Annotated in this window: 12 protein-coding genes and 1 riboswitch; of the genes, 6 read left to right on the forward strand and 6 right to left on the reverse strand. The window is 37.7% G+C overall.

The annotated features are described in order from the left end of the window. Positions 1 to 178 precede the first annotated feature (178 nt). The 5 genes from thiE to HU235_RS10440 all read right to left on the reverse strand — a co-directional run bounded on the left by thiE (position 179) and on the right by HU235_RS10440 (position 5,185). Entirely contained in the window at positions 179 to 841 is a 663-nt protein-coding gene (gene thiE / locus HU235_RS10420) for a thiamine phosphate synthase (protein WP_174880181.1), read from the reverse strand. Position 842: 1 nt separating this feature from the next. Continuing rightward, positions 843 to 1,649: a bifunctional hydroxymethylpyrimidine kinase/phosphomethylpyrimidine kinase gene (gene thiD / locus HU235_RS10425; protein WP_174880182.1), complete on the reverse strand. Its 807-nt coding sequence runs from the start codon at positions 1,647 to 1,649 to the stop codon at positions 843 to 845. Positions 1,650 to 1,674: 25 nt separating this feature from the next. Next, the gene (thiM, locus tag HU235_RS10430) at positions 1,675 to 2,481 is read right to left on the reverse strand and encodes a hydroxyethylthiazole kinase (protein WP_174880183.1); all 807 of its coding nucleotides are present in this window, start codon (positions 2,479 to 2,481) and stop codon (positions 1,675 to 1,677) included. A 299-nt stretch (positions 2,482 to 2,780) separates the two neighbouring features. After that, positions 2,781 to 2,890: riboswitch (TPP riboswitch) on the reverse strand. Positions 2,891 to 3,076: 186 nt separating this feature from the next. Beyond that, positions 3,077 to 3,901 (reverse strand): aldo/keto reductase, encoded by an 825-nt coding sequence (locus tag HU235_RS10435; RefSeq protein WP_174880184.1) that lies wholly within the window; start codon positions 3,899 to 3,901, stop codon positions 3,077 to 3,079. Between the two features lie 72 nt (positions 3,902 to 3,973). After that, positions 3,974 to 5,185 carry a multidrug effflux MFS transporter gene (locus tag HU235_RS10440; RefSeq protein WP_174880185.1) on the reverse strand — a complete coding sequence of 404 codons (1,212 nt, stop codon included), beginning with the start codon at positions 5,183 to 5,185 and terminating at the stop codon, positions 3,974 to 3,976. A gap of 420 nt (positions 5,186 to 5,605) precedes the next feature. Here HU235_RS10440 and HU235_RS10445 point away from each other — a divergent pair, with 420 nt between their 5' ends. Together HU235_RS10445 and HU235_RS10450 are read left to right on the forward strand one after the other, a co-directional pair. Next, positions 5,606 to 6,271 carry a type 1 glutamine amidotransferase domain-containing protein gene (locus HU235_RS10445; protein ID WP_174880186.1) on the forward strand — a complete coding sequence of 222 codons (666 nt, stop codon included), beginning with the start codon at positions 5,606 to 5,608 and terminating at the stop codon, positions 6,269 to 6,271. Between the two features lie 22 nt (positions 6,272 to 6,293). Further along, positions 6,294 to 6,488, forward strand: coding sequence for a tautomerase family protein (locus HU235_RS10450; protein ID WP_174880187.1), 195 nt, complete (start codon positions 6,294 to 6,296; stop codon positions 6,486 to 6,488). A gap of 126 nt (positions 6,489 to 6,614) precedes the next feature. Here HU235_RS10450 and HU235_RS10455 read toward each other — a convergent pair whose 3' ends face one another. Further along, the gene (locus HU235_RS10455) at positions 6,615 to 8,420 is read right to left on the reverse strand and encodes a M3 family oligoendopeptidase (protein ID WP_174880188.1); all 1,806 of its coding nucleotides are present in this window, start codon (positions 8,418 to 8,420) and stop codon (positions 6,615 to 6,617) included. A 448-nt stretch (positions 8,421 to 8,868) separates the two neighbouring features. On the opposite strand from HU235_RS10455, the gene HU235_RS10460 reads away from it, so the two are divergent. From HU235_RS10460 to uraH, 4 genes are read left to right on the forward strand one after another with little or no spacing between them, the layout of a single operon-like run. Then, entirely contained in the window at positions 8,869 to 10,197 is a 1,329-nt protein-coding gene (locus HU235_RS10460) for a nucleobase:cation symporter-2 family protein (RefSeq protein WP_174880189.1), read from the forward strand. 15 nt (positions 10,198 to 10,212) lie between these two features. Then, complete coding sequence (gene uraD / locus HU235_RS10465; RefSeq protein ID WP_174880190.1) at positions 10,213 to 10,725, forward strand: 2-oxo-4-hydroxy-4-carboxy-5-ureidoimidazoline decarboxylase; 513 nt, start codon at positions 10,213 to 10,215, stop codon at positions 10,723 to 10,725. A 43-nt stretch (positions 10,726 to 10,768) separates the two neighbouring features. Then, complete coding sequence (locus tag HU235_RS10470) at positions 10,769 to 12,196, forward strand: NAD(P)-binding domain-containing protein (RefSeq protein ID WP_174880191.1); 1,428 nt, start codon at positions 10,769 to 10,771, stop codon at positions 12,194 to 12,196. A gap of 32 nt (positions 12,197 to 12,228) precedes the next feature. Continuing rightward, positions 12,229 to 12,582, forward strand: coding sequence for a hydroxyisourate hydrolase (uraH, locus tag HU235_RS10475; RefSeq protein ID WP_174880192.1), 354 nt, complete (start codon positions 12,229 to 12,231; stop codon positions 12,580 to 12,582). Positions 12,583 to 12,597: the final 15 nt, after the last annotated feature.

A 12,597-nucleotide genomic window follows, 5' to 3' on the forward strand; every position in this document is an offset into this window, starting at 1 on the left:
CTCTCCCACGCATCCCGCAGGAGTCTCGCACTTACGCTCCAATCAACCTTAATAAAGTTTGCACAAAAAACCGACCTCTTCGTAAAGAGTCTTTTCTTTATAGTTTTTTGCAATAAGCAATGTTCGGATTTCATTAGAAATATTTTCGTTATGTCCCACCCTCTTATAAAAAGTTATTCTAAATGAAAGAATCATTTATTGTATTTAATAATCTTCGAGTATTTTCCAATGGATGATCCGCTAAGCTTATTTCTGAGATAACAGCTACACCATTTCCGCCATTTTCTATTACTGGAGCTGCATTTTCTGAAGTTATTCCCCCAATCCCGACAATTGGAATCTCGATGCCTATACGTCGTAATTCTTTAATAAGAGTTGTTCCTTGAGCTTTCTTAGCATCTTCCTTAGTCGTTGTCGTGTAAATTGGTCCGATTCCTAAGTAATCCGCTCCATCCGCAATCGCAGAATGAACCTCCTCTAGATTGTGAGTTGAAACACCGAGAATCTTATCACCAATTCTTTTTCTAACTTCCTTTACAGAACCATCGTCTTGTCCAATATGAACTCCGTCAGCATCAAGGGCTAAAGCTAATTCAATATCATCATTAACGATAAATGGGATCTTCTGACTAATACAAATGGATTTTAATTGCTTTGCAAATTGATATTTTTCTTCTCCCGCCATTGAATCTGTTCCCTTTTCCCTAAACTGAAAAATAGATATTCCACCTTCAATCGCTTGTTGAAGGACAAGTTCAGGTTCAATACGGCAATTATTGCTCCCCATAATGAAATATAGTTTTAGTAAGCTTTGCATTTGTTCTTTTGAAATTCTTGGCAATTCAATTGCCCCCTCTTTGTCTTCTTTGATATGCCCAATGATTTGTCGGCCCGTGTCCATTACCTAATTTCAAATCATCTTCAATTGCTGCCTGGATAAAGCTTTTTGCTGTTTGAACAGCATGTTTAACTGATTGTCCTTTTGCCATTTCTGCTGTTATTGCTGCGGCAAATGTGCAGCCTGTCCCATGGGTATTTTTCGTGCTTTTTCGTTGTCCTTTAAAAAAGCTAACATTTACTCCATCATATAAGATATCAACTAATTCTTCCTCATTACCATGTCCACCTTTCAAGACGACATGCTTTGCTCCAAGCTGATGCAATCTTTTAGCTGCTTCTACCCGATCATCAATCGAATGAATACTCATATCCGTTAACACTTCTGCTTCAGGGATATTTGGTGTCACAACCATAGCTAGAGGTAATAAATATTCTTTCAGTGCTTGAACCGCTTCATCTTGTAGTAATGACGCTCCACCCTTTGCAATCATTACAGGATCAACAATAATATTTTCCCATTTGAATTTAATGATGCACTCAGAAACAGCCTGAATGATATCTGCGCTAAACAGCATACCGGTTTTTATCGCATCCACCCCTAAATCCGTACCAATTGCTTCGATTTGTTCGACAATTGCCTCAGTTGACAGCGGGTACACGCCATGAACCCCAAGTGTGTTCTGCGCTGTAATAGCTGTAATAGCAGACATACCGAAAACGTCTAGTTCCTGGAAGGTTTTAATATCAGCTTGAATGCCCGCACCACCACCGCTGTCTGAACCTGCTATTGTTAATGCTCTGCCTATCATTGTATCTCCACTCCTTACATGCCTTTTACAGTTTTTCGATTTTAATATGACCTTGAATTTCTTCCGCTGAAATAGTTGCTAAACGATTTAAAAGCTCGATTTGAAAGCTACCTGGTCCATCACTTGCTTTATTGCTTGCTGCAATTTCTGCTGCTATCCCATAGATTGAAAGTGCTGAAATAGATGCTAGCAAAACGTTCTTTTCTACAGCAGTAAATGCCCCAATAATTGAGCTTAGTAAACAACCTGATCCGGTTACTTTTGTCAAAATTGGATGGCCGTTATGCACGACATAAGTTGTTTCACCATCTGTAATGACATCATCTTTTCCAGTAATGATGACAGTCGTCTTAAGCATTTTGGCTGCCTTTTGCGCAAGCTCAACAGTATTACCTGCTTCTTTCCCTGCATCAACGCCTTTAATTGTCTGTGCCTCACCAATCACATTGGCGATCTCGGCCGAGTTACCTCTTAAAATTGAAATTGATAGCTCATCGATTATTTTCCTAGAGGTTTCCGTACGGTATGGAGTCGCTCCTGCCCCAACAGGATCAAAAATGACAGGTACACCATGGTCATTTGCTGATTTTCCAGCAATGATCATTGCCTCAATTTCATCAGAAGTAAGTGTCCCAATATTTAATACAAGTGCACCCGAAATCTTAGCCATATCTGCAACCTCTTCTTTTGCATATGCCATTACCGGTGATGCTCCTAATGCTAAAAGACCATTTGCTGTGAAATTTGTTACAACAACATTCGTAATATTGTGTACAAGTGGGTTTTGTTGTTTTACTTTTTCCAACGTATTGATAATCTGTAACGTATCCATCATGTCCTCCTTAAAATTCTACGTTTCAAAGCTTGACTTACTTACTAGCTGCTATCCTTGTGTCATCATCTACTGACGCCAATTTGAGACTTTCAAAACTTTTCTTGCAATATTAATCGGGAAGTAAATCTCCTTATTTTTAAATTAGCGTAATCATCTTTTCCTTAACGTTTTCGTAAGTACAAGGCTTGCATCAATTTGACAATCGAGTCCTAAGAAACTACTAAATTACTTTTACCAGCACAGAAAAAAAGCTTATGTATACAAAAAGAGCACCCTGCTGGTACGCAAAGTGCTCATAGTTAACTAAACACATTCCCTACGCTGGCATTATCCAACAGGTTATCACGGTCAGTAACGGAATAGTTACAATCTCAGCCGGTATCCACCAGCACCCGAATGAATATGAAATTGATTTTAGTTTACTTAATTAAATAAAAAAATACAAGCATAAAATCTTGTAAAAAACATCCCAAAGCAGCTCGAGAATTTAAAATATCCCGTATTTTAGAGTGTTTTAAAGGCTTTAATCATTAGATTTAATCAGCAAAACCCATTCCGAATTAGAATGGGTTTTAACCGTTGGATTTATTTTTTAACGAACATGTAATTCGTTAGGATGTGCCCCTTTACGACGATTGCGATTCAATTGATTGATTTGTTCCATTTCATCACTTGATAACTCGAAATCAAATACTTGAAAATTCTCTTCGATACGTGATGGAGTAACAGACTTAGGGATAATGATCGTATTGTTTTGCAAGTGCCAACGCAACACAACTTGAGCTGGTGATTTACTATATGACTTAGCGATGTTTTGAATCACTTCATCCTGCAACACTTCACCACCTTGATCAAGCGGACTCCAAGCTTCAACAAAAATATTATGTTTTGCACAAAATTCCTTTAACTCATTTTGCGCAAGGTATGGATGACATTCAACCTGATTTAATACAGGTACAACTTCACATTCATTTAGAATCCGCTCTAAATGCTCGATTTCAAAGTTACAAACACCAATTGCTTTAACACGACCATCATGATAAAGCTTTTCTAACGCCTTATATGTTTCAACATATTGGTCAAATTTAGGTGTTGGCCAGTGTATCAAGTATAAATCGACATAATCAAGTCCTAGTCTTTCTAAGCTTTCATCAAATGCTCGTAATGTGTTTTCATAGCCTTGATCCGAGTTCCAAACCTTTGTTGTGATAAATAAGTCTTCCCGAGGAACCGAGGATTGCGCGATCGCCTTTCCAACACCTTTTTCATTTTTATAAATCATTGCTGTATCAATGGAGCGGTAACCGACTTCCAATGCTTTTGCAACTGCCGCTGTTGCTTCCTCATCTCCTACCTGCCAAACTCCAAATCCGAGCTGTGGCATCTTTAAATCGTTATTAAGTGTGACATAATTCATTTTATGTATCTCCTTTTTAATGTATTTTTTACTAACCTTAAAGGAAATGATTCCAAAAGATTAGTTTACCGCTTATTTTGTAGCTTGAACCTTTAATGAAGCTTTTCGCACAAATCCATAATAGGATAAAAACGCTAAAAAGCTTGCTGAAAATATTATAATACCCATAGGAATCGCTGAATATTCTCCTGCTACACCTACCAACGGGGCGGTTAATGAGCCAAGTAAAAATGGCAATAAACCTAACAATGCAGATGCGCTACCAGCAATATGCCCCTGTGTCTCCATTGCTAAGGAAAAAGAAGTAGTTGAAATGATTCCAATGGATGAGACAAAAAAGAAAATCGGAATCGCAACAACAATTAGCGGTGCCTTCATCAATAGCGCTATTAGTAAAACAGCACTTGCTATGTTCGAAATCGTTAATCCAATCTTTAAGAAGGTCTTCTCAGGAATTATATCTGTTAAGCGGCCAACTAATTGCGTTCCAATAATTAGAGCGAAACCATTTATTCCAAATAAGAGACTAAATACTTGAGGTGTTACCCCATAAATATTTTGATAAACGAAAGGAATTCCTGACACATAGGCAAAGATACCCGCAATGATAAAACCTTGAGTAAGGGCATATCCTGCGAACTTTCGATCCTTTAATAAAGAACTAAAATTTTTAAATGTTTGCGAAATATTACTTTGGACACGTTTATGTTCAGGAAGTGTTTCTTCAAGTTTTAAGGTTACGAGTATAACGAGTAAAATTCCAATACATGCCAATACAAGAAACACTCCAGACCAATTTGTAAATGCAAGGACACCACCCCCCGCAATCGGTGCAACAATCGGTCCAAGGTTACCAACTAACATTAATAAAGCAAAAAATTTCGTCAGTTCTCTCCCACTATAAACGTCACGGACAATCGCACGCGAAATGACGAGTCCACCTGCAGCTGAAAACCCTTGGATAAAGCGAGCTGCAATAAAAATTGATATCGATGGAGCGAAAGCACAAATGACAGAAGTAACCAAATACAAAATAAGAAATATTTGCAATGGTTTCCGACGGCCTTGTACATCACTCATCGGCCCTATAATCAATTGTCCTAACCCTAATCCTAATAGGCACGACGTTAAGCTTATTTGTACTAATGATGCTGTTGTCCCATACTCCTTAACAATCGTGGGGAAAGAAGGTAAATACATATCAATTGTAAAGGGACCTAATAAAGCAAGTGATCCTAGGAGCAATGCAAGCTGCAAACGTCTCCTGCCTGTTATTTCATTCATCTTTTTCCTACCTTTCTAGTAAACTTACTATCATAAATTTTATGTATAGTCATGAATTAAAGTAAAAATCAAAAACAACTAAAATTTATTTAAATTTCAGGAAATCCTACCGTAAATTATCTAACATTTCATAGCATCCCCATTACAAATATACGAAACTTAATTGGATTTTAATAAGCTTGCTAAAGGTACTTGATGAAATAAATTAGATGTCCCCTGCTACGATTCGGTAACACAACTTCCACAATAACGATTGTATTCTTTCTCATACTAACTAATCAACAATTTTGATTCGAATCGGATTTATTATACGATGAAACTCTTTATTTCTATTCATAATCATTGTATTTATTCTTAAATGATCACCCATACTATCTTTGGATGAATGATGAATAGATGACATTTAGGAGGAAAGCAATAATGGGTGCTCAAAAAAATGTACTGTTTGTTGTCACTAACCATACGAAGATAACGAACGATCATAAAACAGGACTTTGGTTAGAAGAATTTGCAGTTCCTTATTTAGTTTTTAAAGATAAGGGATATAACGTAAAGGTAACGAGTATTGAAGGTGGTGAAGTTCCGCTTGACCCAAATAGTATTGAAGATAAACCTGAGTGGAAAGCGGCGGAAGATGAATTGAAGAATACCTCTAAATTAAGCAAGGATGATGCAGGACAATTTGATGCCATTTTCCTTCCGGGTGGTCATGGCACAATGTTTGATTTCCCTGAAAACGAAACATTGCTTTCCATTTTACAGCAATTTGCTGAAGAAGAAAAAGTAATTGGTTCTGTTTGCCACGGTCCAGCTGGTCTTGTAAATGTTACCTATAAAGACGGGACCCCTTTTGTAAAAGGAAAAACACTGACTGCTTTTACAGATGAGGAAGAAGTTGACATGCAGCTCGATATCCATATGCCCTTTCTGCTTGAAACAAAGCTACGTGAAAAAGGAGCAAATTTTGTTCAAGATGAAAAATGGTCAGACTTTTCCGTCCGTGATGGACAGTTAGTAACTGGACAAAATCCGCAATCAAGTCATAGTGCTGCACTAAAAGTCGTTGAAGCTTTAGAAACAGTTTAATTGATTTGGAGGTTCTTGACCTATGCCCTTTATTACAATAAAGGTACTTGAAGGAAAAACGATTGAGCAAAAACGGAGCCTTGTGCAAAAAATGAGCAAGGTTGTTGCCGAAACATTTGATGTTGAACAAGATAAAATCTTTATTTTCTTTGAAGATTTAAAAAAAGAGGATTATGGCAAGCAGGGAGACCTAGCTCTATATTTGGAAAATTCTTGATTCACCTTAGCTAGTAAAGCAGGTAAAGAAATATCATGTTTTATCTTTACCTGCTTCTTACAATCGAAAAAATTAAATTATGCATTAAAATATATTTAGCTTTACGCTAACAAATGATCAGTTCCTTTACAGTCTATCATTTGTTAGGATTATAAACTCTTCGGCATCCTTTGCTATAAGCTGGACACCAGCCTCCCAAAAGTCCGGTTTTGTAATGTCAACACCTAAATGCTTCATCGCTAAATCTTCAACCTTCATTGAGCCTGTATCACGTAGTAAAGCAATGTACTTTGCCTCAAAGCCCTCTGGATTTTTTAAGTATTCACTGTATACACCAAGACTGAATAAATAGCCAAATGTATAAGGGAAGTTATAAAATGGGACATCATCAATAAAGAAGTGAAGCTTGCTGCACCAGAAATGTGGGTGGTAGCTTGATAAACTATCACCATATGCTTCTTTTTGCGCATTAACCATCAGTTCATTGATTCGTTGCTCAGAAACGATTCCTTTTGAACGTTCTTCATAAAACGATTTTTCGAAAAGAAAGCGAGCATGAATATTTAAAAACATCGCCGTTGCGTTTTCTAATTTCGTGTTTAATAACGTGATTTTTTCTTCTGTCGTTTTTGCCTTTGCAATCGTTGCATTGCTAATGATTGTCTCAGCAAAGGTACTTGCCGTTTCCGCAACATTCATTGCATAATTTCGATTTAACGATGGTAAATCTCTCATCACATAGCTATGGAATGCATGGCCTAATTCATGAGCCAATGTACTAGTATCATTAGAAGAGCCTGTAAATGTCATAAATATCCGTGATTCCTCTGATTCAGGAAGCTCCTCACAATAGCCACCAGGACGTTTATTGGGACGATCCTCCGCTTCAACCCAGCGATTTTCCAATGCATGCTTCGCAAAGCTCGCAAGCTTCGGTCCAAAGCTAGCAAAGTTTTCAATCACAAAATCACATGCTTCATCATACGTATACCGTGGTGGTTTCACATCACCAAAGGCTATAGGGGCATCAACATCCTGCCAGCCTAATTTATCCATTCCTAAAATCTTAGCTTTTTGCTTCAATAAAGCGATAAACGGCTGTTTATGTTTGGACACCGCTTGCCACATCGCATTTAAAGTCTCCTCAGACATTCGGTTATATTCCAATGGCTCATCTAGGAAGTTTTCCCGGCCATGAGCCTTTTGCAAGGTGAGACGATAGCCATCTAAATGATTTAACGTATCAGCAAAAATTGGTGCATATTTTGTCCATGCTGCCTCCCAATTGTCAAACAGCTGCTTTCTCACTTCAGGGTCTGGGTCAGCGTACATACGATTCATTGCTTGCCCAACTGAATATTCCGTTCTGTTTCCTTCTTTATCGGTAAACGGAATAGTGATAATCGAAACGGTTGTATCATACAATTGACTCCATGCAGCTAAGCCATCCTTATTTAAATTAGTGATTAGCTTTTCTTCTTCCTCTGATAATAAACGTTTCCCATTATCACGAATTTCGTTTAATGCGAAAGCCACTTCTTTTAATTGCTCTTCCTCTAACAGAGTTTGCCATGCCTCATCCGAAATAGAGACGAGCTTCTTTGTGAAAATTGTTGAATAGGTTTCAACCTCACCTAATAAATCAATAATTTGCCCCATAACAACATTTGCGTGCTCATCATTTGTATAAGCATCATGCCACATTTGGACAAATGTTCTAGCTTGACCTAAACCCTTTTCAACGCTTTCTTCTTTATGTAAGATTTTTTTCAGTGGCTCTTGTGAATTATTTTTAGCAACATTCCACGATAGGATAAGTGTTTGATACTCTTTTATTTCTTCTTTAAGATTATGTAATTTTTCTTGCAGCTCTTGCGATTTGGTACCACCCGGAAAAATCGCATCTAAGTCCCATGTATCTGCATACTTCAATTGAATCACTCCTTTTCTACTACCATTTTAACCCTTTATTTTACGAAGGCAAATAATAAAGTATGACAAAGAAGTAACCCCCTATAAAACTTCTACTTCCTATTAAATCTCTGCAACGACTTACATATCTTAACTTTGAGTTTCCTTCATGTTTTATTTATCAGTTTCAGTCTTGAAGTTACCATTCAAATATTATCTTCAGGCAATCCCATATAACAATGGAACAATATGTAACATATTTTATATGAACTCCACACTACTTGTGACTCTTTTTTCAATATTCTCCTTTTAAAAATTAGAAAAATATCATTTTTTATACAACATGCCTAATAAAAAAACGGTTTTTTGTCAGTTTATACAATGACAGTTTTCAGAATATTTATTATTATGTAAACATTAGATACATTATACGTTAGAATTTCTAACATATAAAATAAGGAGGTTCATTATGACTAAAAAAATTGGAAAACCAGAAATTTTCTCTTTAGGCTTACAGCATGTACTCGCGATGTATGCCGGTGCGATTTTAGTTCCGCTTGTTGTTGGAGGTGCCCTGCAATTCACCCCCCAGCAAATCGCCTTTCTTGTCTCAATTGATTTGCTGACATGTGGAATTGCTACAATTCTACAATCGATGAAAGGGAAATATATCGGACTTGGACTTCCTGTCGTATTAGGAACTTCGTTTGTCGCGGTTTCCCCGATGATTATGGTCGGGACGAATTATGGGATTTCTGCGATTTACGGGTCAATTATAGCAGCAGGAATTTTCATTATCCTATTTTCGGGTTTGTTCGGAAAATTAATTAAGCTATTTCCACCTGTTGTAACAGGAACCGTTGTTAGCATTATCGGATTATCGCTCATTCCAACCGGAATAAAAAACATGGGCGGCGGTGCTTCAAGTTCTGACTTTGGTTCAGTAGAAAACCTCATTCTCTCATTTGGAGTTTTAACAGTCATTTTAGTGATGAATCGGTTTTTAAAAGGGTTTCTTCGTGCCATTTCTGTACTGACTGGGATTATCGTCGGAACAATTGCCGCTGCTTTCATGGGAAAAATAGATACAGAGGCAGTAGCAGATGCAAATTGGTTCCATATCCCAACACCTTTTCATTTCAGTACTCCTTCCTTTGAAATCGTGCCAATCTTAACGATGATTTTAGTCGGGATCGTTATTCTCGTCGAATCAACAGGAGCCTTTCTTGCACTTGCGAAAATGACTGACAGAGAATTAACTGAAAAAGAAATTACCCGTGGGTATAGAACGGAAGGAATTGCATTTACTCTTGGGGGAATTTTTAACGCCTTTCCTTATAGTACGTTCGCACAAAATGTTGGGCTCGTTCAATTATCAGGAATCAAAACAAGGTCTGTCACGATCGCTTGTGGTTTTATCTTAATCGGATTAGGGTTAGTACCGAAAATCGCAGCATTAGCAACCTTAATCCCAACTTCGGTTTTAGGAGGAGCAACAGTTATTATGTTTGGAATGGTTGTGTCATCTGGAATTAAGATGCTAAACGGTGTTGACTTTACAGATAACAACAATCTATTGATTATTGCTTGCTCGATTTCATTAGGTCTAGGTGCAACGGTTGTACCAGAGCTTTTCGCCGGCTTACCAGATACTCTTCGAATCATTGTTAGTGATGGGATTATTACAGGAAGCCTAACTGCCATTATCTTAAATATGATTTTTAATATGCGTCCAAAGCGTTCTATACAAGTGATACCTGATGTGACGTTAGAGGCGAAAGTAAAAAATTTATCGTAAATGGAGTTTGATGACATGTATACACTCGAAACATTAAATAGCTCTTCCTCTAAGCAATTCATCGAAATTGTCGAAGGGATATTCGAACATTCACCATGGATTGCTGAAAAAGCTGAAAAAGCAAAACCATTCACCTCCATAGAGCAGCTATTTCAGAAAATGGTTAGTATTGTCGAAAATTCTTCACTAGAAAAAAAGCTCAAGCTCATAAAAGCCCATCCTAATTTAGGAGAAAGAGTAGCAATGACGACAGATTCAATCAACGAACAAAAAGGTGCAGGATTACAAGATCTAACTCCTGAAGAATACAGCAACTTTATCAACTTAAATAAAAGGTACATGGAAAAGTTTGACTTCCCCTTCATCATTGCAGTTCGCGGTAAAAATAAGGAGCAAATTTACGACGCAATGAAAGCGAGAATCGATCACGAAATCGATCTTGAGTTTCAAACCGCGTTAAAGGAAATCTACAAAATTGCAAAGTTTCGTTTAGAAGAAAAAATAATCCCAGCTGCTGTTACTGAATAAGAAAGGCATCTTAAAGAATTTTTGAATTGAAAGGATGAAAATGATGAGTCTCGAAGCATTAAATGAACGAGTAAAAAAAGAATTATCCTATCTTGCCATCGACCTTAAGGAATGGGAACAGCAACTTCCTTATTCTGAAGGACATGTGTATGATGTGATTATTGTTGGCGGTGGTCAAGGAGGTCTAGGAACAGCATTTGGTCTTAAGCGCGAACGAATATCGAATATTCTCGTCCTTGATGAAAATGTCGCAGGGTTTGAAGGTCCATGGGAAACATACGCACGGATGGTTACTTTACGTACACCTAAACATTTGACCTCAATTGATCTTGGCATCCCCTCCCTCACCTTTCGTTCATACTGGGAAGCGCAATTTGGAGAAAAAAGCTGGGAAGCGATCGATAAAATTCCTCGCGGAGATTGGATGAATTACTTACGGTGGTATCGCAAAGTGCTTCATTTACCAGTCATCAATGAGGTAAAATTAACATTGATTGAGCCTTTAGAAAATGGAATATATAGGCTTCATGTCACTGGTAATGGAGCACCTGCAAGTTCACTATTAGCACGTAAAGTTATTTTAGCTACAGGAATTCAAGGTGGTGGTGAATGGCATGTGCCTACATTCATTTCAGAAAACTTACCATCAAATCTATACAGTCATACATCACAGCCAATCGACATTTCTTCGTTAAAAGGGAAAAGGATTGCGATTTTAGGAGGAGGAGCTTCTGCGTTTGATAACGCTAATTTTGCCCTTTCCGAAGGGGTAACAGAAGCACATGTATTTGTTCGTCGTAATGAGCTACCGCGAATCAACCCGATTCGGCAAATGGAAAAATCCGGTCTCATCGAAAGATTTCATTCATTGCCAGACAAAGATAAATATGCTGTTATGTCCCATTTCTTTAAAAATAATCAGCCACCGACAAACGACACTTACGAGCGGGCAGCCTCATGGACAGGATTCCATCTTCACTTAGGTTCACCTTGGCTAAATGTTGAGTCTAAAGGAAATGAAGCGATCGTAACAACACCAAAAGGGACATTTTCATTCGATTTCTTAATGATTAGTACCGGTCTCATTACCGATCCCGCCCTTCGTCCTGAATTAAGACTTATCGAAAAACATATTGCCCGCTGGGGTGACCGCTATAAAGCTCCAAAGGATGTCGCTAATCCAATGATTGATGCTCATCCATATTTAACTCCAGGCTTTGGACTTCAAAGCAAGAAAGAAGCAGGAAAAAAACTGCTAGAAGGCATTTTCACATATAATTATTCAGCATTAATTAGCTGCGGAATTGTTGCTTCTGCTCTTTCTGGTATGAAATTTGGGATTCCTAGATTAGTAGCAGCAGTTTCTGAACAGCTTTTTCTTGACAAGCGAAAAGACGTGCTTGAGCAATACTATTCGTACAATGAGCCTGAATTCGTTAGTGACCTGAAAAAACCTATTCGAAACATATAATCTGTTACAAAATGTAAAGGAGAATCCTATAAATGTCTGGACTTACAACACATGTGCTCGATTTGACTCATGGCCAACCAGCCAAAAATGTTAAAATTGAGTTATATTATTTGCAATCTGGCAAATCAACATTACTAAAATCAGTTGCAACAAATGAAGATGGACGGCTCGATTCCCCTCTTTTATTAGAAAACGAGATGAAGATCGGAACTTACGAGATCATCTTTCATGTCGGAGACTACTTTCACAGCAAAAGCATCGACATTCCAAGCCCTGCCTTTTTAGAAACCGTGCCAGTCCGCTTCGGGATCGCGAATCTAGAAAGTCACTATCATGTCCCACTATTAATCTCTCCTTGGGGCTATCAAGTTTATCGCGGAAGTTAAAAAAGAGACATTCTT

Source organism: Metabacillus niabensis (assembly GCF_902829255.1).
Classification (GTDB): Bacteria; Bacillota; Bacilli; order Bacillales; family Bacillaceae; genus Metabacillus; species Metabacillus niabensis.

Bases quoted from the DNA above. Each gene is read 5' to 3' on its own strand.
- thiD (WP_174880182.1), bottom strand. From the start codon at position 1,649: ATGATAGGCAGAGCATTAACAATAGCAGGTTCAGACAGCGGTGGTGGT.
- thiM (WP_174880183.1), bottom strand. From the start codon at position 2,481: ATGGATACGTTACAGATTATCAATACGTTGGAAAAAGTAAAACAACAA.
- HU235_RS10435 (WP_174880184.1), bottom strand. From the start codon at position 3,901: ATGAATTATGTCACACTTAATAACGATTTAAAGATGCCACAGCTCGGA.
- HU235_RS10440 (WP_174880185.1), bottom strand. From the start codon at position 5,185: ATGAATGAAATAACAGGCAGGAGACGTTTGCAGCTTGCATTGCTCCTA.
- HU235_RS10445 (WP_174880186.1), top strand. From the start codon at position 5,606: ATGGGTGCTCAAAAAAATGTACTGTTTGTTGTCACTAACCATACGAAG.
- HU235_RS10450 (WP_174880187.1), top strand. From the start codon at position 6,294: ATGCCCTTTATTACAATAAAGGTACTTGAAGGAAAAACGATTGAGCAA.
- HU235_RS10460 (WP_174880189.1), top strand. From the start codon at position 8,869: ATGACTAAAAAAATTGGAAAACCAGAAATTTTCTCTTTAGGCTTACAG.
- uraD (WP_174880190.1), top strand. From the start codon at position 10,213: ATGTATACACTCGAAACATTAAATAGCTCTTCCTCTAAGCAATTCATC.
- HU235_RS10470 (WP_174880191.1), top strand. From the start codon at position 10,769: ATGAGTCTCGAAGCATTAAATGAACGAGTAAAAAAAGAATTATCCTAT.
- uraH (WP_174880192.1), top strand. From the start codon at position 12,229: ATGTCTGGACTTACAACACATGTGCTCGATTTGACTCATGGCCAACCA.